Annotated in this window: 21 protein-coding genes, 1 tRNA gene, 1 rRNA gene and 6 pseudogenes; 3 read left to right on the top strand and 26 right to left on the bottom strand. The window is 39.4% G+C overall.

The window, feature by feature from the left end; translation table 11 throughout:
- Positions 1-100 precede the first annotated feature (100 nt).
- From NSQ85_RS07805 to NSQ85_RS07785, 5 genes and pseudogenes are all read right to left on the bottom strand, one after another.
- Positions 101-173 (bottom strand) — tRNA-Ala (locus NSQ85_RS07805).
- A gap of 54 nt (positions 174-227) precedes the next feature.
- A 16S ribosomal RNA gene (locus NSQ85_RS07800) occupies positions 228-1,775 on the bottom strand.
- 404 nt (positions 1,776-2,179) lie between these two features.
- Positions 2,180-2,737 (bottom strand): ribosome hibernation-promoting factor, HPF/YfiA family, encoded by a 558-nt coding sequence (gene hpf / locus NSQ85_RS07795; RefSeq protein WP_179974255.1) that lies wholly within the window; start codon positions 2,735-2,737, stop codon positions 2,180-2,182.
- 78 nt (positions 2,738-2,815) lie between these two features.
- Positions 2,816-3,478, bottom strand: coding sequence for a ComF family protein (locus NSQ85_RS07790; RefSeq protein ID WP_179974254.1), 663 nt, complete (start codon positions 3,476-3,478; stop codon positions 2,816-2,818).
- A pseudogene (locus tag NSQ85_RS07785) lies at positions 3,459-4,828 on the bottom strand (DEAD/DEAH box helicase). The gene NSQ85_RS07790 and the pseudogene NSQ85_RS07785 overlap by 20 nt, the downstream one beginning before the upstream one ends.
- Before the next feature lie 54 nt (positions 4,829-4,882).
- Between NSQ85_RS07785 and NSQ85_RS07780 the strand changes: the two are divergent.
- Positions 4,883-5,509, top strand: coding sequence for a YigZ family protein (locus NSQ85_RS07780; protein WP_002949745.1), 627 nt, complete (start codon positions 4,883-4,885; stop codon positions 5,507-5,509).
- Between the two features lie 101 nt (positions 5,510-5,610).
- Complete coding sequence (cysK, locus tag NSQ85_RS07775; protein WP_179974252.1) at positions 5,611-6,537, top strand: cysteine synthase A; 927 nt, start codon at positions 5,611-5,613, stop codon at positions 6,535-6,537.
- 117 nt (positions 6,538-6,654) lie between these two features.
- Here cysK and NSQ85_RS07770 read toward each other — a convergent pair.
- The 16 genes and pseudogenes from NSQ85_RS07770 to NSQ85_RS07695 all read right to left on the bottom strand — a co-directional run bounded on the left by NSQ85_RS07770 (position 6,655) and on the right by NSQ85_RS07695 (position 19,819).
- Positions 6,655-7,285 (bottom strand): annotated as a pseudogene (locus tag NSQ85_RS07770) (CBS domain-containing protein).
- A 135-nt stretch (positions 7,286-7,420) separates the two neighbouring features.
- Positions 7,421-8,131: an ABC transporter ATP-binding protein gene (locus tag NSQ85_RS07765; RefSeq protein ID WP_014607989.1), complete on the bottom strand. Its 711-nt coding sequence runs from the start codon at positions 8,129-8,131 to the stop codon at positions 7,421-7,423.
- Positions 8,131-8,895, bottom strand: a complete 765-nt coding sequence (locus tag NSQ85_RS07760) for an ABC transporter ATP-binding protein (RefSeq protein ID WP_002949740.1) — start codon at positions 8,893-8,895, stop codon at positions 8,131-8,133. The genes NSQ85_RS07765 and NSQ85_RS07760 overlap by 1 nt, the downstream gene beginning before the upstream one ends.
- A gap of 2 nt (positions 8,896-8,897) precedes the next feature.
- Complete coding sequence (locus NSQ85_RS07755; RefSeq protein ID WP_340781622.1) at positions 8,898-9,848, bottom strand: branched-chain amino acid ABC transporter permease; 951 nt, start codon at positions 9,846-9,848, stop codon at positions 8,898-8,900.
- A gap of 3 nt (positions 9,849-9,851) precedes the next feature.
- Complete coding sequence (locus tag NSQ85_RS07750) at positions 9,852-10,736, bottom strand: branched-chain amino acid ABC transporter permease (RefSeq protein WP_100285109.1); 885 nt, start codon at positions 10,734-10,736, stop codon at positions 9,852-9,854.
- Between the two features lie 43 nt (positions 10,737-10,779).
- Positions 10,780-11,955, bottom strand: coding sequence for an ABC transporter substrate-binding protein (locus NSQ85_RS07745; RefSeq protein ID WP_179972642.1), 1,176 nt, complete (start codon positions 11,953-11,955; stop codon positions 10,780-10,782).
- 149 nt (positions 11,956-12,104) lie between these two features.
- Positions 12,105-12,389, bottom strand: a complete 285-nt coding sequence (locus tag NSQ85_RS07740) for a YlbG family protein (RefSeq protein ID WP_179972641.1) — start codon at positions 12,387-12,389, stop codon at positions 12,105-12,107.
- The gene (locus NSQ85_RS07735) at positions 12,382-12,831 is read right to left on the bottom strand and encodes a YlbF family regulator (protein ID WP_179974251.1); all 450 of its coding nucleotides are present in this window, start codon (positions 12,829-12,831) and stop codon (positions 12,382-12,384) included. The genes NSQ85_RS07740 and NSQ85_RS07735 overlap by 8 nt, the downstream gene beginning before the upstream one ends.
- 86 nt (positions 12,832-12,917) lie before the next feature.
- A complete protein-coding gene (locus NSQ85_RS07730) occupies positions 12,918-13,508 on the bottom strand; it encodes an ATP-dependent Clp protease proteolytic subunit (RefSeq protein WP_179972639.1) in 591 nt (196 codons plus the stop codon).
- Positions 13,509-13,648: 140 nt separating this feature from the next.
- Positions 13,649-14,278, bottom strand: coding sequence for a uracil phosphoribosyltransferase (upp, locus tag NSQ85_RS07725; protein ID WP_179972638.1), 630 nt, complete (start codon positions 14,276-14,278; stop codon positions 13,649-13,651).
- 131 nt (positions 14,279-14,409) lie between these two features.
- A complete protein-coding gene (locus NSQ85_RS07720) occupies positions 14,410-14,685 on the bottom strand; it encodes a hypothetical protein (protein WP_179972637.1) in 276 nt (91 codons plus the stop codon).
- Between the two features lie 41 nt (positions 14,686-14,726).
- Positions 14,727-14,894 (bottom strand): levansucrase, encoded by a 168-nt coding sequence (locus NSQ85_RS07715; RefSeq protein ID WP_179972636.1) that lies wholly within the window; start codon positions 14,892-14,894, stop codon positions 14,727-14,729.
- A 75-nt stretch (positions 14,895-14,969) separates the two neighbouring features.
- Positions 14,970-16,133 (bottom strand): MalY/PatB family protein, encoded by a 1,164-nt coding sequence (locus tag NSQ85_RS07710; protein ID WP_179974250.1) that lies wholly within the window; start codon positions 16,131-16,133, stop codon positions 14,970-14,972.
- A gap of 10 nt (positions 16,134-16,143) precedes the next feature.
- Positions 16,144-17,238, bottom strand: coding sequence for a cystathionine gamma-synthase (locus NSQ85_RS07705; protein ID WP_179974249.1), 1,095 nt, complete (start codon positions 17,236-17,238; stop codon positions 16,144-16,146).
- Between the two features lie 265 nt (positions 17,239-17,503).
- Positions 17,504-18,146 (bottom strand): annotated as a pseudogene (locus NSQ85_RS07700) (cation transporting ATPase C-terminal domain-containing protein); the annotation flags it as partial.
- 41 nt (positions 18,147-18,187) lie between these two features.
- A complete protein-coding gene (locus NSQ85_RS07695; protein ID WP_179974248.1) occupies positions 18,188-19,819 on the bottom strand; it encodes a putative polysaccharide biosynthesis protein in 1,632 nt (543 codons plus the stop codon).
- Between the two features lie 94 nt (positions 19,820-19,913).
- Here NSQ85_RS07695 and NSQ85_RS07690 point away from each other — a divergent pair, with 94 nt between their 5' ends.
- The gene (locus NSQ85_RS07690) at positions 19,914-21,359 is read left to right on the top strand and encodes a UDP-N-acetylmuramoyl-L-alanyl-D-glutamate--L-lysine ligase (protein ID WP_084828498.1); all 1,446 of its coding nucleotides are present in this window, start codon (positions 19,914-19,916) and stop codon (positions 21,357-21,359) included.
- A gap of 69 nt (positions 21,360-21,428) precedes the next feature.
- On the opposite strand, the gene NSQ85_RS07685 is transcribed toward NSQ85_RS07690, so the two are convergent.
- The 5 genes and pseudogenes from NSQ85_RS07685 to NSQ85_RS10730 form a co-directional block, all read right to left on the bottom strand.
- Positions 21,429-22,661, bottom strand: a complete 1,233-nt coding sequence (locus NSQ85_RS07685; RefSeq protein ID WP_179974517.1) for a lipid II:glycine glycyltransferase FemX — start codon at positions 22,659-22,661, stop codon at positions 21,429-21,431.
- Between the two features lie 350 nt (positions 22,662-23,011).
- Positions 23,012-23,497: pseudogene (locus NSQ85_RS07680) on the bottom strand (LOG family protein).
- 94 nt (positions 23,498-23,591) lie between these two features.
- Complete coding sequence (gene rbfA, locus NSQ85_RS07675) at positions 23,592-23,945, bottom strand: 30S ribosome-binding factor RbfA (protein WP_100262551.1); 354 nt, start codon at positions 23,943-23,945, stop codon at positions 23,592-23,594.
- 93 nt (positions 23,946-24,038) lie between these two features.
- Positions 24,039-26,270, bottom strand: a pseudogene (gene infB / locus NSQ85_RS07670) (translation initiation factor IF-2); the annotation flags it as partial.
- Between the two features lie 507 nt (positions 26,271-26,777).
- A pseudogene (locus NSQ85_RS10730) lies at positions 26,778-26,870 on the bottom strand (translation initiation factor IF-2 N-terminal domain-containing protein); the annotation flags it as partial.
- Between the last annotated feature and the right edge of the window lie 16 nt (positions 26,871-26,886).

Below are 26,886 nucleotides of genomic sequence, written 5' to 3'. Positions count from 1 at the left end.
GGTTTATTTTCTTGTTACTATCTATATGTAATTACTTACATATGGAATTTGATATAGATATTCAATTTTCAATGGACAATACTTGAATCTTTCGATTCAATGGAGCCTAGCGGGATCGAACCGCTGACCTCCTGCGTGCAAAGCAGGCGCTCTCCCAGCTGAGCTAAGGCCCCACAAGACCTCTCAAAACTAAATAAGAAACTCAAGTACATTCCGTTTTTCCTTAGAAAGGAGGTGATCCAGCCGCACCTTCCGATACGGCTACCTTGTTACGACTTCACCCCAATCATCTGTCCCACCTTAGGCGGCTGGCTCCAAAAGGTTACCTCACCGACTTCGGGTGTTACAAACTCTCGTGGTGTGACGGGCGGTGTGTACAAGGCCCGGGAACGTATTCACCGCGGCGTGCTGATCCGCGATTACTAGCGATTCCGACTTCATGTAGGCGAGTTGCAGCCTACAATCCGAACTGAGATTGGCTTTAAGAGATTAGCTCGCCGTCACCGACTCGCAACTCGTTGTACCAACCATTGTAGCACGTGTGTAGCCCAGGTCATAAGGGGCATGATGATTTGACGTCATCCCCACCTTCCTCCGGTTTATTACCGGCAGTCTCGCTAGAGTGCCCAACTGAATGATGGCAACTAACAATAAGGGTTGCGCTCGTTGCGGGACTTAACCCAACATCTCACGACACGAGCTGACGACAACCATGCACCACCTGTCACCGATGTACCGAAGTAACTTTCTATCTCTAGAAATAGCATCGGGATGTCAAGACCTGGTAAGGTTCTTCGCGTTGCTTCGAATTAAACCACATGCTCCACCGCTTGTGCGGGCCCCCGTCAATTCCTTTGAGTTTCAACCTTGCGGTCGTACTCCCCAGGCGGAGTGCTTAATGCGTTAGCTACGGCACTGAATCCCGGAAAGGATCCAACACCTAGCACTCATCGTTTACGGCGTGGACTACCAGGGTATCTAATCCTGTTCGCTCCCCACGCTTTCGAGCCTCAGCGTCAGTTACAGACCAGAGAGCCGCTTTCGCCACCGGTGTTCCTCCATATATCTACGCATTTCACCGCTACACATGGAATTCCACTCTCCCCTTCTGCACTCAAGTTTGACAGTTTCCAAAGCGAACTATGGTTGAGCCACAGCCTTTAACTTCAGACTTATCAAACCGCCTGCGCTCGCTTTACGCCCAATAAATCCGGACAACGCTCGGGACCTACGTATTACCGCGGCTGCTGGCACGTAGTTAGCCGTCCCTTTCTGGTAAGCTACCGTCACAGTGTGAACTTTCCACTCTCACACCCGTTCTTGACTTACAACAGAGCTTTACGATCCGAAAACCTTCTTCACTCACGCGGCGTTGCTCGGTCAGGGTTGCCCCCATTGCCGAAGATTCCCTACTGCTGCCTCCCGTAGGAGTCTGGGCCGTGTCTCAGTCCCAGTGTGGCCGATCACCCTCTCAGGTCGGCTATGTATCGTCGCCTAGGTGAGCCATTACCTCACCTACTAGCTAATACAACGCAGGTCCATCTTGTAGTGGAGCAATTGCCCCTTTCAAATAAATGACATGTGTCATCCATTGTTATGCGGTATTAGCTATCGTTTCCAATAGTTATCCCCCGCTACAAGGCAGGTTACCTACGCGTTACTCACCCGTTCGCAACTCATCCAAGAAGAGCAAGCTCCTCTCTTCAGCGTTCTACTTGCATGTATTAGGCACGCCGCCAGCGTTCGTCCTGAGCCAGGATCAAACTCTCATTAATACTTTAATAATTGTTCGAGCGTTAACTCATTACCGTCGTCTGACGATTTATTCTTGTAAATTGACAGGTTATAATTCTTCTATCATAACCCTGCACTTGGTTTCTTATTCAGTTCTCAAAGGTCTTTGCCTCTCTTGAGACAACTTCTATATTCTAGCAAAGATAGAATAGCTTGTCAACACTTTTTTTGAAGTTTTTTTCTCTTCTTCGTGCTGGCCGTCTCTCGCGAAACAGCTTTTTTATATTATCATCCCTTCTTAAACTTGTCAATAGCTTTTTTAAAAGTTTTAGAACTTTTACGAGTTAGAGACAAATCACTTAAGACAACTTTTATATCTTAGCACCCTTTTGGATAGCTGTCAAGAGGTTTTAAAAAAATAATAAGCAGGGTATAAACCTGCTTATTATTTTGCCTCAATCAAACCATAGTTACCATCTTCACGCTTATATAGTACGTTAGTTGTATGATCTTCGCTATCAGTATAGATAAAGAAATCGTGTCCCAACAACTCCATTTGTAGAATTGCTTCTTCAACATCCATTGGTTTCAACTCAATATTTTTAGTTCTCACAACTTCAACAGCTGGTGCTTCTTCAGCTTCTTCTTTATTGAATTTAGTCGAGAACATTTCACCGGTTGCAACTTTCTCACGATGCTTACGTGCAATTTTTGTTTTATTTTTACGGATTTGTCTTGCAATCTTATCGACCACTAAGTCAATAGAACCATACATATCTTGTGAAACATCTTCTGCACGTAGTATTACAGAACCTGTAGGGATAGTAACTTCTACTTTAGCTGTTTTAGCTGTCTTTTCGCGATAAACCTTAAGATTTACACGTGCATGTAGTTCTTGTTCTTCGTGGAAGTATTTTTCAATTTTGCTAAGTTTACTTTCAACATAGTCACGAAGTGCTTCAGTTACTTCGATGTTTTCGCCACGGATACTATATTTAATCATAGAAGACCTCTTTCTCGCTTGTTAGCGTTTTCTTCATCTTTATTATATTCTTTTCATGAAAATTTGCAAGGTTTTTTATTATCTTGCTAAGGAAAATGTCAAAACTTCTTTGACATCTAAATCATCTAATAGTTTGACCATTTGATACAGGGTAGATCCTGTTGTGTAAATATCATCGATTATGATGATCTTACTTGGTAGCTTAATACCTTTCTTCAAACTGAAAGGATTATCTTGACCTAACCGCTTTTCGCGTGTTCTCGAGGATTGCTTCTCGATCTCTCTTTTTTCAAAAATGTTTTTATAGGGGATTCCCTCTAGTAATCCTTTAACTTGATTGAATCCTCTCTCTTCCTGGCGTTCTTCCGACAAGGGGACAGGTACTAAGATATATCCTTTCTTTAAAAAAGACTTTAAATTGGCTTTAATTTCTTGTTGAAATATTTTTCTAAGACAATAGTCTCCCATAAATTTATAGCGACTAAAATACTCTTTCATGTTTTCTTCATAACGATAAATGGCAAAATGTTTTGGAATATAGCCTTTTTTCGTCCAAATTTTGCAATCAAAGCAACTATTTCCATCTATTATTTTATAACAATTTGAACATCTCGCCTTCCCAAGTTTTTTAAATTGAGCTTTACAATTTTCACAAGAATACTCTCTTCTTTGTTTAAACATAATTAAATCATTTAATTGAGCTACTGGTTCAATCCATTCATTACATAGTAGACACTTCATTTTCAAACCCTCCTTTTTTTATTCATTGCTTTTATTTCTTTCCGACATTGCAACATTGACTTAGATAATCCTTCATGAAAGAAATAGAGTTTCCCTGTAGGTCTCTCGGGCGAACGCCCCACCCTACCACCAATCTGAATAAGACTCGAACTAGTATATAAGTGATGATTTGCCATACAAACAAAAACATCTACTTGTGGAAAGGTAACACCACGTTCGAGAATAGTTGTCGTCACTAAGATTGACAGTTCTTTTTTTCGGAATTTCTCTACGATGGTTGAACGCTCCTCGCTTTTTGATGAAACAAAGGCTATGTTTTCAGTAGGGAGATATTTTTTTAGGGTAATACTAAACTTTTCACCTAATGCTATATTGGGAAAAAATATTAATAGAGGAAAATTTGATTTACGCTGCTTCTTAATCTGGTGAATTAGAGGGCTTGGAAGTTTCTCGCTCGTCAACGACTTTTGTAACCTTCCTTGCCAAAAGAAACGAGGAAGGACTAAAGGATTTCCGTGGAAACGTCTAGTAAGGTGATGCTTTTCTATAGCTCCAAGGCGCACTTGCTCTTCTAAAGCTAATGTAGAAGTTGCTGTTAAGTAAATATACCGGCCTGTTTCCGTCGTTGCCTGTTTAACAGCATGATTTAACATGACATTCCCTACAAAGGGAAAGGCATCAACTTCGTCAACAATAATACATGACATTCCCTACAAAGGGAAAGGCATCAACTTCGTCAACAATAATCAAGTCAAAGCTATGATAAAATTTTAGTAATTGATGAGTGGTAGCTATAACGAGCGGACTACCATCATATGGTTTACTATCTGCATGAAGCAGAGAAATACTACAAGTAAAATCTTTTTGCATGCGTAGAAACAATTCTCGACAAACATCAATTCGGGGACTTGCGATGACGACATGATTTTTATTTTCAAGAACATAGGCAACAATATTATAAATCATCTCTGTCTTACCAGCACCAGTCACTGCATGAACAAGACTGTTTTTTTGATTTTTATAAGTCTTTAAAAGCTTCTCCGAGACCTCATTTTGATAAGGAGTCAGTTTTCCTGACCATTTCAAGACAGGAAAATCTACTTCTGATTTTTCTGAGGGAAAGTAATAGAGTTCTTTTCCTTCTTGGTTTCGACCAAAGACAATACACGCTCTACAATAATACTGACCATTCGGTAATTGCCAATCTTCCTCTATTCGACTATAACATCTTTTACATCTAAGTTTTTTATCAACCTTTATCATACTTTCTAATTTTACAGCCTCTGAGAGATAATCCACTGGTAACTGTTCTTTCGTAAATAGTCGTCCATAATATTCTTTAGGTATCATATCTTTCTATTCGAAAATATGTTTGAATTCACCTTTTTATGATAAAATTTTTTTATGGATTACAAAACAATTGCCAACGATGGAATCATTGAAGAAGAAATTAAAAAATCTCGTTTTATTTGTCACTTGAAACGCATTAGCAATGAAGAAGAAGGAAGGGAATATATCGCTCAGATTAAGAAAGAGCATCACAAGGCCAATCACTCTTGCTCTGCAATGATTGTCGGAGAAGATGGTCAAATTAAGCGTTCTAGTGATGACGGTGAACCTTCTGGAACTGCTGGGGTGCCCATGCTCACCGTTCTAGAAAAACAAGGACTTACCAATGTCGTAGCAGTTGTGACTCGCTATTTTGGTGGGATCAAGTTAGGTGCTGGTGGCCTTATTCGCGCTTACTCAGGTAGTGTTGCCCATGCAATCGAAGAAATTGGTCGAGTTGATGTCAAGGAATTAACTGGGCTAACCGTAGAGTTGACCTACTCTCAATATCAAGTCTTCTCCAATTTCCTTGAAAAAGAAGGGATACAAGAATTTGATACAACTTTCCTATCCGATGTTTCTACAACCTTGTTTGTTGAAGAGTCTGAGATTGAAAGACTTGGTCAAGAGCTTACTGAATTCTATCAAGGAAAAGTAAATTATAAAAAATCCGGTAAGAAAATTGTTGAGATTCCTATCTGATAGTCAAACATTATCACAGTGATAAAGAAGATGTATTTTACAAGTTAGGTCTACCGTCGTATACTTAAAACCATCAATTAAAGATTAAGAGGATTTTGAATATGACAATTTACAATTCAATTACCGAACTTGTTGGAAGAACACCAATTATTAAACTTAATTCTATTGTCCCAGAAGGATCAGCAGATGTTTATGTTAAACTCGAAGCATTTAATCCTGGTTCTTCAGTTAAAGACCGTATTGCTCTTCGTATGATTGAAGATGCTGAAAAAGCTGGAATAATTAAACCTGGTAATACTATTATTGAACCAACTTCTGGTAATACAGGTATCGGTCTTGCTTGGGTTGGCGCTGCTAAAGGTTACAAGGTAGTCATCGTAATGCCTGACACAATGAGTGTTGAACGTCGTAAAATCATCCAAGCCTACGGTGCTGAACTTGTTTTGACTCCTGGTAGCGAAGGAATGAAAGGTGCTATCGCTAAGGCTAAAGAAGTTGCTGCTGAGCGCGATGGTTGGGTGCCACTCCAATTTGCTAACCCTTCAAATCCAGCTGCCCATGCTGATACAACTGGTCAAGAGATTCTTGAAGACTTTGGGGCAGATGGTTTGGATGCATTCGTAGCTGGTATCGGTACCGGTGGTACTATTTCGGGTGTTTCTAAAACTCTGAAAGCTGCTAATCCAAACATCAAAGTTTATGGTATTGAAGCTGACGAATCTGCTGTCTTGAACGGTGATAAACCAGGACCACACAAAATTCAAGGTATCTCAACTGGCTTTATCCCTGACACATTGAATACAAAATCATATGATAGCGTTATACGTATTCCCTCTGATGAGGCTATCTCAACATCACGTACATTAGGTAGCGAGGAAGGTTTCCTAGCTGGTATCTCATCAGGTGCTGCTATTGCTGCTGCTCTTAAAGTTGCTGCTGAACTCGGCGAAGGTAAAAAAGTATTGACACTTTTGCCTGATAATGGTGAACGTTACCTTTCTACAACACTTTATGATTTCCAAAACTAACAAAAACTTATAGCCAGCTTCTGATCGTTCCAATAGAAAAACAACCCGTTGCTAATATACTGATCTATGGGAGTAGAACACCGAAATAAACTCGTTTAGTCTTGACTCCTTTTCTTATTAGTCTAATTCTTTTGCTTCTGTTTCAGCAATTTCAGCAACTGTAAACCCTGGTTCTACATCCCCTTCAACTTGTAGTTCGACGCAAAGCATGGTATCAGTTTTTGATGCAACAATTGTACGTTCAATGTTGAGATTTTCACTAGAAATGAGGTTAGCAATTTTTTTCCAAAACACGTGGATTATCTGGCACTTCAAGTCCAATACGGATTCCGGCTTGACCATATCCTGAGATTTTCAAAAAAGCACGGAATACATCTTTATCTGTAATAATTCCAGAAATTTGGTCATTATCTACCACTGGAAGAACTCCAACCTTGTTTTGAAGCATGATGTAGGTAGCGTCCTCAAGGTTAGCATATTTGGAAACAGTAAGGACATTTTTAATCATGATATCTCCGACTTTTGTCTTGTTAAGGAGATAGTTCATTTCATAAATTGATAAACTTGTTGCTTTTGATGGTGAAGCCTCCGCCATTGTACCTTCTGTAATAAGACCAACCAGTTTGTCGTGTTCAATTACTGGCAAACGACGCAAACCTTTGTCACGTATAATGTCTGCAGCTGTTACAACTGTTGTTTCTGGTGAGACGTAAACCACACGTTTTGTCATAAAATCTTTTACTGCTATGTTTCATTTTCATCCGAATGATCTCTTACTTGTATTATACCACACTAGTTGTAACCGATTACATTATTTTGCTGAAAAATTAGTACCTTACAATCAGTCTGAGACTATAGAAAAAACGCCCTTGGGCGCTTTTTCTTATCCTCCAAGATAGGCTTTACGAACTTCGTCTGATGCAAGAAGTTCTTTACCAGTACCTGAAAGAACCACTTTTCCAGTTTCAAGAACGTAACCACGATCCGCAATTGATAATGCCTTATTGGCATTTTGTTCAATCAAAAGAACTGTAGTTCCTTGCGCCTTGATGTCTTCAATAATATCAAAGATTTCTTGAATAAAGATTGGAGCAAGCCCCATTGAAGGTTCATCCAAAAGCAAAAGTTTCGGACGACTCATTAGGGCACGACCCATCGCTAGCATCTGTTGCTCACCACCAGAAAGTGTTGCAGCGTCTTGATTCTTACGTTCTTCTAGACGTGGGAAACGTTGGAAGACTTTTTTCAATAGAGCTGCATTTTCTTCTTTATTTGTATGAAGGAAAGCGCCCATTTCAAGATTTTCCATTACAGTTAATCCTGCAAAGACGTGACGTCCTTCAGGCACTTGAGCCAAACCTTCTGCAACAATCTTTCGAGCTGGTGTTTTGTGAATTTCATTTCCAAGGTAAGAAATCGTTCCTTCAGTTGGACGAACAAGACCCGAGATTGTACGAAGAATAGATGTTTTACCTGCTCCATTGGCTCCGATAAGAGTTACAACTTCACCTTCATTAACTTCAAAGCTAACATTTTTAACAGCTTCGATAGATCCATATTTAATTGAGAGATTTTCAACTTTTAACATAGCCATTATGCTTCACCTCCCAAGTAAGCTTCGATAACACGCTTGTTATTCTTAATTTCATCAGGGGTTCCTTCTGCAATCAAGCGTCCATATTCTAAAACATAGATACGCTCAGTGACATCCATGACCAAACTCATATCGTGCTCAATCAAGATAATTGTAATACCGAAATCTTTTTGAATTTGACGAATATGAGCAGTCAACTCAGCTGTTTCTTGTGGGTTCATACCCGCAGCTGGTTCATCAAGGAAAAGAATTTTAGGTTCCGTTGCAAGCGCACGAACAATCTCCAAGTGACGTTGTTGTCCATAAGCCAAGTTTTTCGCAAGCGTATCTGCCTCACCATCCAAGTTAAAGATAGCCAAGAGCTTCATAGCTTTGTCTTTCAACTCTTCCTCACTTGAATAGTACTTAGGCAAACGCAAAAGAGATGCAAAGAAATTTGAAGGTTGCTTATTTGATAAACCAACAAGAACATTTTCAAGTACAGTCATGTCTTTGAAAAGGCGGATATTTTGGAAAGTACGTGACAAACCGAGTGACGCAATCTTGTAAGGTGCTTTACCGTTGAGAACTATACCATCAAGCGTTACAGTCCCTTCACTCGGCTCATAGACACCAGTCAAAAGGTTGAACAAGGTTGTTTTACCAGCACCGTTTGGCCCTATTAGCCCAACCAACTCACCTTCATTGAGTTCCATTGAAACATCACCAACAGCAGTCAAACCACCAAAGTTTTTAGTTAAATTTTTAACTTCAAGAAGTGCCATTTTTATTTGCCCTCCTTAGATTTATTGAAGAATTTTGAGAGATAGAGTTCTTTTGTTCCAAGAAGCCCACCTGGACGGAAGAGCATTACAAGAATCAAAGCCAATGCGTAAATAATCATACGAAGGTTTGAAACGTTTTGGAGGAACATATTGATAATACCAAGAACAACAGCAGCAATGATAGTACCTGTAATTGATCCAAGACCTCCAAGAACGGCAATGATAAGGTAATCAATTGATTTCATGATTGTGAAGTCTTTTGGCACAACAGTCCCGATATAGCTGACATAAAGTGAACCAGCAATCGCTGAAATCATGGCACCGATAACGAATATAATAACTTTCAGTTTTGTAACATTGACACCTATTGACTCTGCAGCAATTTCATCTTCACGAAGAGTGATTGCTTGGCGACCAGTTGCTGAACGCAAGAAATTGAGTACCAAGATTGTAATAATAACCACAAAGAAATAGATGACAGGCCAGCTTGTATAAGGAAGAATTCCAGTCAAACCAGCGGCACCATTGGTCAATTCACCACCATTAATGATAATGATACGGATGATTTCAGCCATACCAAGAGTTGCAATGGCAAGATAGTCACCTTTCAAACGAAGGGTAGGTATACCAAAAATAAGGGCAACGACAGCTGCGATGATGACACCTACAACCATGGAGAGATAGAAACCATCATAAGTTGGCATCATGCCAGTGATGATAGCTGATGAGTACGCACCGATTGCCATGAAACCGGCTTGTCCAAGTGTAAATTGTCCGGAGAAACCAAGAACTAAGTTAGTACCAAGTCCCATAAGGATTGAAATCCCAATCCCCATCAAGATTTGGATGTAGTAAAGATTCATGATACCTGAAAGTTCAAGACCTTTCAAGATAAGGAAGAGTCCAATGATAAGACCAAACCAAATAAGGTTTACTTTTAGATTTTTCTTCATGTCTTACACCTTCTCTTTCACATTTTTACCTAGAATACCCGCCGGACGAAGCAAGAGGATAACTATCAAGACACCATAAACGATGGCATCACGGTAGCTTGATAAACCAATTGCAGTTGACAAAGTTTCCAAAATACCAATAACAAAACCACCGAGTGCTGCACCAGGAATAATACCGATACCACCAAGAACAGCGGCAACAAAAGCTTTAATACCTGGAGTCAATCCCATAAAAGGTTCAATTGAGTTATAGTAAAGACCAATGAGGACACCGGCTGCCCCTGCAAGTGATGATCCAAGAGCAAAAGTGAAGCTAATCGTATTATTAACACTAATACCCATCAACTCCGCTGCATCGCTATCAACAGACACAGCACGCATAGCTTTACCCATCTTAGTCTTCTTAACAATCAATTGAAGAGCAACCATAAGCACAAGAGCAACTACCAAAATGAGCAATTGCACATTTGTAACAGAGATTGAACCAAGATGATAAGTATGCACCTTGATTGATTGTGGGAATGAGCGTGTATCTGCACCTACAAAGTAAACCATGATGTACTCAAGAAAGAATGACACACCAATGGCCGTAATCAAGGCAGAAATACGTGTCGAATTACGGAGTGGGCGATAAGCCAAGAACTCGATAACAACCCCTAAAATGGCACATACAATCATGGAAAACATAAGGGCAATCCAGAAATTCATCTTCAAGCTGTTAATCGCATAGTAACCAACGAAGGCACCCATCATGTAGATGTCTCCATGGGCAAAGTTAATCAATTTGATAATCCCATAAACCATAGTATAACCAAGGGCAAGTAGTGCATAGATACTACCCAAGATGATACCATTGACTAGTTGTTGGGGAAGTTGTTCAAAAAACATATATAACCAAACTTTCTAGTTTATTTTTAGTAAAGATAAGAGCTTATTTTTCAATTTCAACGGCTTCCGCTGAAACCTCTTCACCATTATCTCTTTTAACCATAAGAGCTGTTTTAATAGGGTTATGATCCTTGTCAATTGTCATTTTACCAGTAACCCCAACAAAGTTTTTCAGATTTGCTAAGTTATCAGCAATATCTACTGATGTTTTTGCACCTTTCGATGATTCTGCAATCATATAAACAGAATCGTAGGCTAGAGCCGCAAACATATTTGGTTCAATTTTGTAAGCTTTCTCATATTCTTTAATGAAACCAGATGCCTTGTCAGAAAGAGCAACATTTGTTGAATATCCTGATACATAGTAGACATTTGAAGCATTCTTTTTACCTGCAAGCTCAGTAAATTTCTCATCACTGAATCCGTCAGGTCCTAAAATTGGTTTATCAATTCCAAGGTCACGTGCTTGTTTTGTAATAATACCAGTCTCAGTATAGTAACCAGGCATTACAACCGCATCATAATCTAGGTCTTTAAATTTAGTCAAAGCTGACTGATAGTCCTTGTCACCTGAAGTAAAGGTAGCTTCAGTAACGATTTGACCTTTATATTTACGCTTGAATTCATCCGCAATTCCCTTGGCATAATCCGAAGCATTATCATAGTAGAGAACTACTTTCTTAGCATTCAAATTATTGTAAGAATAAGCCGCCAAAACTTCACCTTGGTAGCTATCTTTAAAGCTTGCACGAAAAACAAATTTCTTAACTCCGTTAGCATCTACCGTAAGGTCATCCTGTGTACCAGAAGGTGTGATCAAAGGAACCCCTGTTTTTTGTGACACGAGGCTAGCAGCAGCAACAGCACCTGATGTCGCTGGACCAACGATAGCATTTACATTACTCTGAATAGCCAAGTTCGTTGAAGATGTTGAAGCCTCAGCATTTTCAGATTTATTATCTTTTGTGACGAGCTCTAGCTTTTTGCCGTCAACGCCACCTGCTTTGTTAATTTCATCAACAGCCAACTTAATACCATTCTGCTCTGACTTACCATAGGCCGCAACAGCACCTGTCAACTCCATGTTAACACCAATTTTGATTGTATCCCCAATCTTAGTACCTTTGGCATTAGCAGTCACATCAGGTGACTTGCCACAGGCAACCAAAAAAATGGAGGCAAAAAAGGCTAGCACAATAAGTGTGATCTTTTTATACATAAGATTTCTCCTTAATATTTTCTTAAAAAAAGTCCACCTTATAGGTTACAGAATTATCAGAAAATTGTCAATCATATACAACTATGTTCTATCCCTGGTAATCGATTACATTGCTTTTAAACTAACGTTTTAAAAAAAAACTTTTCTCTTTAGCTAGGAGAAAAGTTTTTTAAATGTTCAGGGACCGAGGTGTCGTAACGTTCCAGGCTACCTACAAAATCCATATCAATATCAGAATAATAAGAAGGGAGAACTTTTTTGACTGCCTTCATTTCCTCAAGCTCTGTCAAGATATCCTCAACCCTGTCTTGATCTACATAAAGGTGCACATAACGCATCTTATAAGAATGATAGACAACATCACCAAACTTGGCAATTTTACGTAAGTCTCTATTATAGTATAAATAAACAATAATACCTTGGCGCTTAATCACGACCCATCTCCTCCTTTATGTTAATGCCACCCTTTTTATGATGAGGTTTATGAGGGGCAAGAGGTAGGCCGGTATCAATGAAAATCTGATTTGAAATAGCTTGAGCAACCTCCTCTCCAAGTGAAGCTAGTATTATCTGCAAATCGAACTCCGCCTGACGATAGCCTATAACCACCTCGTTTAGATCAATTTGGCGCTTCATTCGTAAAACCTGACGTTTCAAGTCTCTCACATCTGCTCTAAAAGCCTCATACCCCTTAGCTTTATCATAACTTTCCTTTAATTCCTGAAACTCCAAGAGTAGCTCTTGAAGTTTTCTGGCATTTTTAAATCCCTGCTGTTTTAAACGGTAATTCTCTACTTCTGGCAATCTTAAAAAATGTAAAATAAGACTGTCTATTGCTTGATCAATAGCAAGTAGCTCCTCATTGATTATTAACATGTTTCCTATTATAACACAAAAAGTCAGATGAAACGGTTCTTATATAAACCGATTAGCATCTGACTTTTATCTTAGATAAGCTAGACTTATTTTAATTGGTTGTTGGTCATGATTTCATCAATGAAGCCATATTCAAGTGTTTCTTGGGCACTCATCCAATTATCACGTTCAGCATCAACATGAACCTTTTCAATAGGCTGACCAGAATTATCAGCCAAGATTTGCTCCAAGTTATTACGAGTCTTGAGCAAGTGTTCAGCAGCGATAGCCAAATCTGTTTGTTGAGTACCACCACCAGTACCACCCATTGGTTGGTGAATCATGTATTCTGCATTTGGCAACATGAAACGTTTACCTTTGGTACCGCTTGAAGCGATAATTGTACCCATTGATGCTGCCATCCCCATAACGATGGTTTGAACATCAGACTTGATGAAGTTCATTGTATCAACAATGGCAAGGCCTGCTGAAACTGACCCACCAGGTGTATTAACATACAGATAGATATCTTTTGTATTGTCTTGAGCATCCAAGAACAAGAGTTGAGCGATAATTGAGTTTGCCATATTATCTTCTATAGGACCTGTTAACATGATAATACGATCCTTGAGCAAACGTGAGTAAATGTCATAAGAACGTTCACCACGTGATGTTTGTTCAATAACTACCGGAATCATATGAATTCTCCTTTTAATATTGTCTTGATGTTATTATATGATTTTAGTCAAATTAGGTCAAATAAAAAGCATATTCCTTAGCACTCATTTAAAAAGAGTGCTAAACAAGCAAAAAAAAAAGGAAAATTCCCCTTTTCAACTTATTTTGTACCAAACAGACGGTCACCTGCATCTCCAAGACCTGGAACAATATAACCATTCTCATTAAGTCTCTCATCCAAAGATGCTGTGTATATATCAATATCTGGATGAGCATCTTGCAATTTTTTTACACCTTCTGGTGCGGCAACTAAACATACAAATTTGATATTAGCTGCTCCACGTTTTTTAAGTGAATCCACCGCCAAAATTGCTGAACCACCAGTTGCAAGCATTGGATCCATTACAAAAATCTGACGTTGATCAATATCTTCTGGCAATTTAACCAAGTACTCAACTGGCTCAAGTGTTTCTTCATCACGGTATATACCAATATGACCAACTTTTGCTGCAGGTACGAGGCTAAGGAAACCATCTACCATACCAATACCCGCACGAAGGATTGGAATAATTGCCAATTTTTTACCAGAAAGTTGTTTTTGAACTGTTTTTATAATTGGTGTTTGAATTTCAACCTCTTCAAGAGGAAGATCACGCGATACTTCATAACCCATAAGCATAGCGATTTCATTAACCAACTCACGGAAGTCCTTGGTAGACGTATCCTCACGGCGTAAGATTGAGAGTTTATGTTGAATCAATGGATGTGAAATAACTTGAAATTTACCCATAATAGTTTCTTCCTTTGCTTTATATTCACTCTATTATATCAAAAACACAAGAAAAACGCTTGCTTTACTTGCAAACGTTTTTGGAAAGGATCCAATTTTATTTTTTTTAGACAGATGAATCTTACCTGTTACTAAAGCATAGCCAAGAAGTGCTTAGCTACCAATAGCCGCAAAGATGGCTGCCAAGATTGACAGTTGACAGCAACTTTAATGTGATTATCTTTACTTGTCTCATCAGACTTAGCTGATTTTGGAGTTTCTGTATCAGTAACTACCTTTTCTTCAATAGCATTCACTAGAATAGATGGTCCAATTGAAACAATAGCTTCTGGTACTGTTGTCGCAATCTCTGTAGATTGAGATACTTGACGACGGTCACCGACAGAACCCTCTGTTGAAGGTTTCACAGGAACCTTTACCTGATTAATCATCTGCTGATTTATTATCATTAGCTGAGCGATCTACGAATTGGAAGACCTGTATTCGTCGGTGTTTCTGCTCTATCTTCTTTATCAGGTGATGGCTGATTATTATCTGCTGATTTAGAAGTCTTATCATCAGTAGAATGGTTTCCATCTGTTGGATTTACTGGAACTTCGAAGAAGGTCTCAGACATCTGATATCGTCTAAGTAAATTCTCAAAAGAAGAGTCTGCCTCAAATTTAAAGTGATGCCATTTGCATCACTTTTCTTATTTTCCAAAGACAGAAACCAAACGTTTCACACCTTCAGCAACAACTTTAGTTGGCGTAGCTACGTTAAATCGGAAATGTTTTTCTCCTTCGGAACCAAAAGTAATACCGTTATTTAGCACTACCTTCGCTTCTTCTTTAAGCAAACGTCCAAGTTCATTGTGATCTTGATCATAGGCTGAAAAATCAAGCCAGACCAAATAAGTACCCTCAGGTTTCATAACTTCGATATTAGTCTTTTCACTAAGTTCCTTAGTTAAAAGGTCAATATTAGTTTCAAAAACTGTCTTCAATTCCTCTAACCAAGGTTGACCGTAGGTAAAGGCAGCTTGTGTTGTAAGCAAACCAATAGTTGGAATTTCGTGTTGATTATTAGCCAATTGTTTTTGTTTAAAGGATTTACGCAAGTCTTCATTTTCAATAATGGTGAAACTGTTTTTGGTACCAGCAATATTAAAGGTTTTAGTCGCCGAACTAAGCACCAAGGTAAAATCCTTATAAGCGTTTGAAATAGTATTTAGAGAGATATGCTTATTCCCATATAAGGCCAAGTCTTGATGGATTTCATCAGATACCAAGAGAACACCATGTTTCTGGCAAAGTTCTGCTACCTTGGTCAATTCTTCCTTAGTCCAGACACGACCACCTGGATTATGTGGACTACAGAAGACATAGAGTTTTACATCATTGTCTACGATATCACATTCCAATTGCTCAAAATCAATTTCAAAATGCCCGTTAGCATTAACAAGACTATTCTCAATCAACTTGCGATTATTCAAGCGAACAGAACGAGCAAAAGGCGGATAAACTGGTGTGTTGATAAGAACAGCATCGTCTTCTTTGGTAAAGGCCTGAATAGCTGTTGAAATAGCTGGGACAACCCCTTCAATAAGGACAATACTCGCCTTATCAACTGAATAGCCATGTTGATTTTTTTCCCAATCTATGATGGATTGGTAGAGCTCATCACTTGGATAAGGGTAACCAAAGATATGCGTTTCAGCATAGTTAATCACCGCATCTCTAATTTCAGGAACAGGTAAGAAGTCCATATCAGCAATCCAAAACTCAAGTAGTTCAGGATCACTTTCAGCTTCGTGCCATTTCATAGTGTTTTGATTTAAGCGATTTGGTTGTGTTGTAAAATCATAACGTGTCATAGATAACTCCTTAAAGACTGAGGGCATTTTCCAAGTCAGCAATCAAATCCTCAGCTGCTTCAATACCAATTGAAAGACGAAGCAAGTCATCCGTTAATCCATACGAAGCACGTACTTCACTTGGAATATCTGCGTGAGTTTGTGTTGTTGGGTAAGTAATCAAACTTTCAACACCACCCAGACTCTCCGCAAAGGTAAAGACCTTAAGAATATTGATAATAGTTGGAATCTTATCTTGGTTAGCCACTTTGAAGGAAATCATCCCACCCTTACCTGGGTAGAGAACCTCTTTAACAGCTGGGGACTTTTCTAAGAACGCCACAACTTCTTTAGCATTAGCCGTTGATGCCTCCATACGAAGTTTTAGGGTCTTAAGTCCACGCATGAGCATATAGCTATCAAATGGGGACAAGTTTGGGCCAGTCGTATTGAGGTTATAATAAAGTTTATCGTAGAATTCTGGATTGCTAGTCACAACAACACCAGCTAAAACATCATTATGCCCTGATAGGTATTTAGTAGCTGAATGTACAACGATATCAGCACCTTGAGTAATCGGGGTTTGGTAGATTGGGCTATAGAAAGTATTATCAACAATAACCACCGCACCCTTTTCATGGGCAGTCTGAGCTACTTTCTCAATATCAAACTCAATCATAAGTGGGTTTGTCGGTGTTTCAATGTAGACAATATCAGTATCTTCTGCAATAGCCGCAATCATCTCATCTTCTGTATTGGTGTATTCAAAGAAGAAACGTCCTTCTTTTTCTTTATCGTTGAACCAACGGAAAGAACCTCCATAAAGGTCACGGGCAGCGACAACCTTGCTACCTACAGGGAAAATTTCAAAGGCCAAAACAATAGCGCTCATCCCTGAACTTGTCGCAATAGCATAATCCGCTTTTTCAATAGCTGCTAGCGTTTTTTCCACTGTTGCACGCGTTGGATTTTTAGTTCGTGTATAGTCAAAACCAGTAGACTGTCCGAATTCTGGATGTTGGTAAGTTGTTGAAAAATGAATCGGTGAAACTAAAGCTCCTGTTGCTTCATCAGAATTGATTCCTACATGTGCCAGAATAGTTTCTAATTGATAATCTTGTGTCATATTGCACCCTCTCTACATGATAAAATGGATATTCTCCATATCTATGCCCTCTATTTTATCACTATTTTCTGAAAAGAATGGAAAGTTCATCATACGAATTCTTGATAGTTAGATATAGTTTATTACTATAACCTCAAAATATTGAACAGACAAACTTTCTGAGATGATTAAAAGTGACTTTTCAGACACCGAAAAAGCCTGAAATTTAAAAGTTCCAGGATTTTTGAGATGACTAATGTCCTTACTCTCCTAAGAAAGACATAGATCAAAATTTTTTCTTCAATCTAAGGTAAACCACTGACTTACTTTTTATCAAATAAGCGATATCTGATAAGCGATATCTGATTTCTTCCAAAGTCATAATAACAAATGGACAAGCAAGTAAATAGAGCCAATCATCAAGGCCAATTGGGGCTGTGTTAAATAGCGTGTGGAAAAGAGGTACATAGGACAGGATAATAAAGAGAACAATTTCTAGAACAATCCCTAGGCTAATAATCCTATTAGCAAAATGTTTAACTTGGAATATAGAGCCCCTGCCCTTACGACTATTCATAACCATACCAATCTGAGTAAAAATAATAACTCCAAAAGTCATGGTGGTCTCCTCCCGGTAGAGGGGCCCTTAGATAGCCAGATGGTTCAAATTTCCTTAATTTACCCAATAATTAAGGAAGAAAGCACCCATAGCCAAGGCTGCTTCAATCAATCCATACCAGACAAAAGATTTAAGCAGCCTTGGCGATTGAGTAAGTGGTCCGATAAACGTCTTGGTTGCTTGTCCATCACTCCTTCTTCAGGTGGTTCAACCCCCAATCCCAAAGCAGGTACCATATCTGTTCCTAAGTCAATAGCTAGGATTGAATAACGGTTAAAGGAAGAGGAATACGCCCCAAAGAGAACAAGAAGTTGAAAAGAAAAACCAAGCCACATGACTTGGTTTCAAATACTATTTAATATGTAATTTATCTCGTAATCTATCTGCTCGTGCCCCAATCAATTGATCAGCCATATGTGTCACAAGAGCAAGCACTCCATAGACCAAAACGCCTAGACCTCCTCCAATAAGTAGGTAAATCACACTACCCATACGACTTGTTGGAGATAGGACAAATTGGAATAACCAATAGAAAACAGCAACTGGAATAACCATGAGCATTGTAAGAATACAAATGAGTAGAGCTTTTCTAAAGACTGTCTTACGACTAAAGTGAGTAACTGTGTGAAGGCGATTATACATCAAAGCAATAGGAACTCCTAACCCGATGGCTGTTGAAATAACCGGACCGAGGGCTCCTAAGAAAATAATCAACGGTAGCTGTAGAATGGCCTTAATCAGCACCCCAATCGCAAAATAATTGATAGCTTTACGGGTCTCAAAGATAGCCTGAAGCATTGGTGCTAAAACACTATACAAAGCTAAGAAAATTACTTGAATCAAACTAGCTACAAAGAGCAAAAGAGCCTGACTGTCTGGTGCTCCATAAAAGATAGTGTATAATGGTTTGGCCAAAATCACAGAACCCGCAATGGCTGGTACAATAAAGAGCAAAAGTAACTGGAGATTATTAATAATGAGTTTGGCTGCTCCCTCAAGGTCCTTTTTAACCATATTTTCTGTCAGAAGTGGGATGCCTACCCCAGCAATAGAAATAGCAACAGCAATCAAAATCATAGTAATCTTACTTGGGTTTGAAGACAAATAAGCATAGATAACCTGAAGCTGACTATTACTATAGCTTGTAAACTTCTCCATAGTACGGATAAAAGTCCATTGATCAATCAACTGGAAAAGTTGAACCGCTGATCCAGTAATAATGAAGGGAATGGCTTCCTTAAATGTCTCAATAACAATTGCAGTTGGATTGATATCAGGACGAACGGCCTGCTTACCAAAAAGGCTCTTGAGCTTGCCTTCTTTCCAAAGATAGAAGAAAAGTACCCCATAACTAGCTAACATACCGATGAAAGCGGCAAAAGTCGATTGGACAACTGCAGTCACATAGTCACCTGTACCAATTTTCATGATGAAGAAAGTCGCCAACAGCATCCAAATGACACGGATAATCTGCTCCGCAATCTGACTTAGGGCATAAGGCTTCATGTTGTTAAAGCCCTGGAAAAAGCCTCGTAAAACAGACATCGATGGAAAAATGACAACCGCCCAAGAAAGGCTGCGCATTACTCGAACTAGGTCTTCGTCTCCCCCAGAAAGATATGACATCCACGGAGAAGCAAAATACATGAAAACACCAAAAATTAGTCCAAGCCCAATCATATAATACAAAATACGTTTGAGTAAGAAGAAACTCGTTTCCATCTTTCCAAGTGTGTTATATTTTGATACCTGCTTGGCAATGGCGACTGGAATCCCTGCTGTCGAAATCAAAAGGAAAAGGGCATAAATATTATACCCCTGACCAAAGAGAGCGTTGGCTTGGTCACCCTGTTTGCCCATCCAAGCATACCAAGGAATAATATAGAGTGCCCCTAAGAGACGACTGATAATATTGGATGCTGTCATCCATGCCGTCCCTCTTAGCATTTGCTGCTGCTGCGTGTCAGTTTTAGTTTCAGTCATAATTCTCTTTCTAGATAATAAAATACAATCTAGTTAATTATAAACTTTTGGCTTTGACTTGTAAAACAAGAACATTAAGGCTAAAATAGGAACTATGATTACTATTGAACAAGTTCTAGAGGTTCTCAAAAAGGACCATAATTTTAGAGATATTATCAACCAAGAGCACTACTACTATTCATGGACTGGGGTGACTTTTGATCACCTTTCTTACGACAGTCGTGATATCACACCATCTACCCTATTTTTTGCCAAGGGAGCTGGCTTCAAACTTGAGTTTTTGGAGAGTGCTGTCCAGGCTGGATTAGGCTTCTACGTGGCTGAAAAAGATTACCAAGTAGGAATCCCTGCAATTCTCGTTTCAGATATCAAGCAAGCCATGAGTCTCGTTGCTCAGGCCTTCTACCAATACCCTCAAGACAAACTAAAACTACTAGCCTTTACTGGTACAAAAGGGAAGACAACAGCGTCTTACTTTGCCTTTAACATACTTAAGCAAAGTCATAAGCCCGCCTTGCTCTCAACCATGAACACGACACTGGACGGAAAAACCTTCTTCAAATCTAACTTAACTACACCTGAAAGTTTGGACCTTTTCCATATGATGGCTGAAGCTGTATCTAACGGCATGACCCACCTGATTATGGAAGTTTCAAGTCAGGCCTATCTAACCAAGCGTGTCTATGGTTTGACCTTTGATGTAGGTGTCTTTCTTAACATCAGTCCAGACCACATCGGACCTATTGAACACCCAACCTTTGAAGACTACTTCTACCACAAGCGTCTCCTCTTGAAAAATAGTCAAGCAGTTATTGTCAATAGTGGTATGAATCACTTCGATTTTGTTGCTGAAGAAGTCGCTGATAAAGACCACGACTTCTATGGTAAGAACTCTGAAAATACCGTTAAACATAGCTCAGGTTTTAGCTTTAAAGCCAAAGGTAAACTAGCTGGTGATTACGATATCCAACTCATTGGTGACTTTAATCAGGATAACGCCATGGCTGCTGGTTTAGCCTGCCTACGTCTTGGAGCCAGTCTTGAAGATATTAAAAAAGGAATTGCTCAAACCTCTGTTCCAGGCCGTATGGAAATTCTCACTCAGGCAAATGGTGCTAAGGTATTCGTCGACTATGCTCACAATGGTGACAGCCTAGACAAGCTCTTGCAAGTCGTAACTGACCACCAAAAAGGTAAGATTACTTTAATTCTAGGAGCTCCTGGGAATAAGGGCGAGAGCCGTCGTCAAGACTTTGGTCACGTCCTCAACACTTACCCCGAAATAAATGTTATCTTGTCTACTGATGACCCTAACAAGGAAGACCCCCTTACCATCTGTCAAGAAATTGCTAGTCATATCAATCGTAAGATTCGTATCATTGTCGATCGAGAGGAAGCCATCAAAACAGCCATGTCTGAAACCACAGGATCAAGCGATGCCCTTGTTATCGCCGGTAAGGGAGCTGATGCCTTTCAAATTGTGAATGGTAAACGCACTGATTATGCTGGTGATATTGAAGTCGCTAAGAAATATTTGTAAACAAATAACTCAAAAAGCCAATTGAGATGATGATTTTCATCTCAATTGGCTTTTTTTGCTATCGAAACACTAGTCTTTACCTAGTATCTTCTTAAAAACATCATAGAAGGGATTGAGGGTCTTATCAAATGAACCAACAAGCGTCTCTAATTGTCCGCCAAACTGACGCTTAAAATTAAAGTTTCCTTTGCCAGAACTAGCTGCCTCAGTTTCAATAGTACCGTAAAAGTTAAAACGCTTTTTAGACTTACTTTTAGCATATTTTAGCATCTCCCAATGAAGCAAAACCGCTCCACCGAAATTAAGGTAGGCTTCATCATTACCCCCGTAAAAGCTGACAATTTCTGGACCATAATCCATGAAAAGATAAGCTGAAAGCGGTAATTTGTCAGTCTTGATTTGGTAAGACTTGAATTGTTCTAACCGCTTATAGTAGCTTCTCAATTGATCCTCCGCATCTGCTATTTGACCCTTGGTACGTTTTTTCTGAGGACCTTCTTTTAAATCCTGAATTTTGGCTTCAAAAGACTGAATATTCTCATCAAGATAAGCTAGATAAGCTGGACAATCCAAATAAGCTAACATAAACTTGGCAGATTTGCCAAAACATTTTTTTAGATTTTGAAAATAAACTAGCGGATGAACAGAAAATCCCTTTCGCTCTGCTGTTCGACTTAAAATATCGTAGAACTGGTCAAGTTGATGCTCATCAAGTTCTTCAGTCTTGACATTCAGAGCAGTGAATTTTTTGAGGTCTCGCTTCAATGATGGAGAAAAGCCAGCAAGGATTTCATCAGAACTAGCAAAACTTTCTATTGATTTCACGAACATCTGGTTAACCACAAGAGATTGTTCCGAATCTAGAGAGTGTTCAAAACCTAATGTTTCAAATACCTCTAGCACATCACTGGCCTTATCTACTTCAATATTTTCAAGTTTTTCATTTCTAATAAGATTTGTCAGATAAGGGTGTATAGAAAGTGTGGCAATACTTTTCTTTCTTAAATAAAGTATTAAAGCTTCGAGTAGCTCTGTCAAACCAGCAAGAGAGTGGTAATCTAACAGGGGCCCATGTAACAAGAGGGCCTTTTTAAATACACGAAAGCTTTTCTTATAAACGACTATTGCTTGTGCTACCCTTAAGCCATCTCTTTCAAAAACCAGAGCTTCTACCTTTTCTATATGGTCTTGACTTTCCTGAAGCTTAGCCATCTCAGCAGACTGCAGAAAATTAGCACACTTTTCATTTAGCTGTGTGTTTCGATAATCATCAAAACTAACACTTTTAACCAAAATAGACATTACTATCATCCCTTTCTGTTTCATCCTATATCCCGCATTTCCCTAAATCATTAAATACTTTTAATGATGGAAATTTTTTCCAAACCAAGAGGGGTATTGGTTGATCATGAACATTACTCACAGATGATGAGGAAAACTAGTTGAATTATCTAGTTGAATTATTAAAAATATAAACATCATTATATACAAAATTACCACTTTTGTTAAGAATTTTGCGATATTTTCTGAAACCTACACGACTTTTCATTTGATTATAAAAAGTCCTTCCACTTGAATGTGGAAGAACCTTTCTTCATTGATACTTACCTATAACGTCGCAATTGAGGTGAGGTATAAGAATGAACAAAGGCCTAAATTTCAGAAAAATCATCCGTAAAGAGAAATTTTGCAGCCGTTTCAGCCTCTAAAAAATCATGAGAAACCATGGTATCTAACATGGCCTTCATGGCATCGTAATAGCCGTTGAGATTAAAGAAAACACAGGGTTTATCCAGCATACCCACACAAGCAGCAGCAAAAGCTTATGAGGTTTCTTCAAGGGTTCCAAGACTTCCTGGAAGGGCGATAAATAGCTCACCTTGCTCTAACATGGCAGTCTTGCGCTCTGCCATCGTTTCTACTATAGTCATTGAGGTCAATCCCTCATAAGCAATTTCCCTATCTTTGAGAAACTGTGGCATGATACCGTGAGCCTGACTTCCATATTCCAAAACCGTATCACCCAGAACTCCCATAAGTCCCATCTTACTGCCACCATAAACTAGGATATGACCATTTTTAGCAATCCATCTCCCCAAGGCAATCGTTGCTTCTTTAAAGCTATAATTGTCACCCATATTAGCTCCCAAATAGACTGTTACTTTCATCGAAGTTCTCTTCTTATTCTATTATAACGCAAAAATTCCTGCCTTAACTGACAGGAGTTTTCGCTTAGTCTTTACGCTCCAAATTACGAAGCATCTCATCAATTTTATTACCGTATTCGATAGACTCATCCTTTATAAAGGTCAAATCTGGAATCTTATACATAGTCAGATTTTTACCAAGTTCTCGCTTAATGGTACCTGTCGCTTTTTCAAGACCAGTTTGCGCTTTTTGGTTGTCTGACGCTAAAGTAGAGTGAATGGTATAGAAAACCTTAGCCGCCGACAAGTCACCAAGCATTTGAACATCCGTGATGGTTACATTTTGAACACGTGGATCACGAACCTTCTTTTGAAGAATTTCGTTGACTTCACGTTTGATTTCCATTCCAACACGATCTACACGAAATGAATTTCCCATAATCTTATCCTTTCTTTTTTATAATGGAACAAAAGCCAGGCCAGATGACCCAGCTTTGTCCCCTAAATAAGCTTCCTTAGAAATATGACGTGATTACCGTTTGATTTCTTCCATGATGTAAGCTTCGATAACGTCATCAACTTTAATATCGTTATAGTTTTCAATCGTCAAACCACCCTCTTGAGCGTTTCCGACTTCTTTAACGTCATCTTTATAGTGTTTCAAGCTTGCCAATTTACCATCAAAAATAACGACACCATCACGAATGACACGGGCACTTGAATCACGAGTGATTTTACCATTAGTAACCGTGAATCCACCAATTGTTCCGACTTTAGAAACTTTGAAGGTTTCACGGATAACTGCTTCACCAATGATTTTTTCTTCAAATTCAGGATCAAGCATCCCTTTCATGGCATCTTCGATTTCTTCGATAACCTTATAGATGATGCTATGAAGGCGAATTTCAACTTCATCAGTTTCCGCTTGTTGACGCGCCTGTGGTGTAGGACGAACGTTAAATCCGATAACAACAGCATCTGAGGCTTCGGCAAGCGTAATATCAGATTCGTTAATAGCACCTACTGCTGAGTGAACAACATTTACACGAACCCCCTCAACATCAATCTTAAGAAGAGATGATGCCAAGGCTTCAACTGAACCTTGTACGTCAGCCTTGATAATAACATTAACAGTTTTCATTTCACCAGCTTTAAGAGTATCAAAGAGGTTATCAAGACTAACACGGTGTGTTTGTTGACGTTGTTTCATAAGAGCACGTTTTGCGCGCTCTTCGCCTGCAGCACGAGCTGCCTTTTCATCTTCATAAACCGCAAAATGGTCGCCAGCCATTGGTGCTTCATTCAAACCAGTAATTGAAACTGGTGCTGACGGTCCTGCAGTCTTAATGCGACGACCAAGGTCATTGGTCATAGCACGAACACGTCCGAAGGTGTTACCAACAACGATTGGATCTTGAACATTCAAAGTACCTTGTTGTACAAGAAGGGTAGCAACCGCACCTTTACCTTTATCCAAGCGAGCTTCGATAACAGTGCCGATGGCACGAACTGTAGGATCAGCCTTAAGTTCTTCAACTTCTGCTACAAGAAGAATAGTTTCAAGTAATTCTTCAATATTTTGGCCATATTTCGCTGAAATCTCAACGAATTCGCTATCACCACCCCAAGCTGTTGAGATAACGCCATGCTCTGCTAATTCACCGATAACACGTTCTGGGTTCGCATCTGGTTTATCAATCTTGTTAATCGCAACAATGATTGGAACACCCGCAGCTTTAGAGTGGTTGATGGCTTCAATCGTTTGTGGCATAACACCATCATCCGCAGCTACAATCAAGACAGTAATATCTGTAACAGAGGCACCGCGAGCACGCATAGATGTAAAGGCCGCGTGTCCAGGGGTATCAAGGAAGGTAATCTTTTTACCACCCTCTTCAATTTGGTAGGCACCAATGTGCTGTGTGATACCACCTGCTTCACCTGTAGCAACACGAGAATTACGAAGAGTATCAAGAAGGGTTGTTTTACCGTGGTCAACGTGTCCCATGATAGTAACAACTGGTGCGCGCTCTACCATAGCATCTTTATTGAGGTAATCTTCATCAACAAAGAAACGTTCGATATCAGCATTATCGACCTCTTCTTTTTTGGTTGCCTCAATACCATAGCCAACCATCAACAACTCAATTGTATCGCCGTCAAGAGATTGGTTTTGAGTTGCCATAACACCCATCATGAAGAGTTTCTTAACGATTTCAGCTGGCTCACGTTTAATACGTTTTGCGATTTCTGCAACCGTCATACCTTCTGTGTATTCAAATTCTTTTGGTAATTCATGGAATTTACGCTCTGTTACTGGTTTCGGAGCTGAATTACCACGGTTATTTTTACCTTTTTTATTTTTGTTTTTATTCCAGTTACTATTTCGTTGATTTCTCACTTGGTTTTGATTATTCCACTTATTATTTCTAGTTTGCTTTGGTCCATCTTCACTCACGCGACGATTATCACGTGATTTATCTGGACGTGCTTTTTTACGACGTGTATCTTGTGCTTGTGCAGTTGGAGCTGATTGGGGAGCCACTGGTGCTGATTTTGGAGCTGGCTTAGTTTCAGGACCGGTCTTTTGAACAGCTACTTCAGCTTGTTGTTTTTCTTTTCTTGCCTTTTCCTGTTCTTTTGCACGACGTTGCTCTGCAGCTTTTTCTTCACGGAAACGTGTTTCACTTTGACGTGAATACTCTGCGTTTTGCTCTGCCTTCAAGGCTGCTGCACGCGCTTTTAAGTCAATGCGCGGACCTGCCTGATTATTTCGAGCATTATCTCTACGGTTATTTTGATTCTGATCATTACGCAGCTTCCCTTGGAAATTACGGTCATGATTAGTACTGTTATCGCGATTTCCTTTGTTATGGTCCCCTTGACCATTTCCTTTTTGATTGCGACGATCATTATTGTGACGCTTACCTTGATCGTTTCCTTGTTGATTTCGGTTACGGTTATCTCGTCCCCCACCGTTTTTACGACGTTCTGCTTCTGCCTTGGCACGTGCTTCTCGTTCGGCCTTAAAATTACGGCTTTTCGGTTTTTTCAGAGCCACAGAGGCTTCTTTGACTTCAGCCTTTGATGTTTCTTTAGCAGGAGCTGATTTTGCAACAGATGCCTTATCAACCTTAGGCTCTACCTTCTCCACTTTAGGGGTTGGTGTCGCTTTAGGTGCTGGCTTACTTTCAGCCTTGGCTGTACCCACTTTTAAACTTGAAGTAATACGATTAGCATCTGCTTCTTCAACTGATGAGGAGTGGCTCTTAACAGAAAGGCCTAGTTCCTGAGCTTTCGCAACAATAACCTTGCTTTCTACACCAACCTCTTTTGCAATTTCATATAATCGTTTCTTTGACACGTGATGTCCTCCTATT

It is taken from the genome of Streptococcus sp. FSL L8-0526 (genome assembly GCF_038007145.1).
In the GTDB taxonomy this organism is placed as follows: Bacteria; Bacillota; Bacilli; order Lactobacillales; family Streptococcaceae; genus Streptococcus; species Streptococcus thermophilus.
The sequence above is the reverse complement of the archived record's forward strand: the minus strand, read 5'-3'. Positions and strand labels throughout refer to the sequence as shown.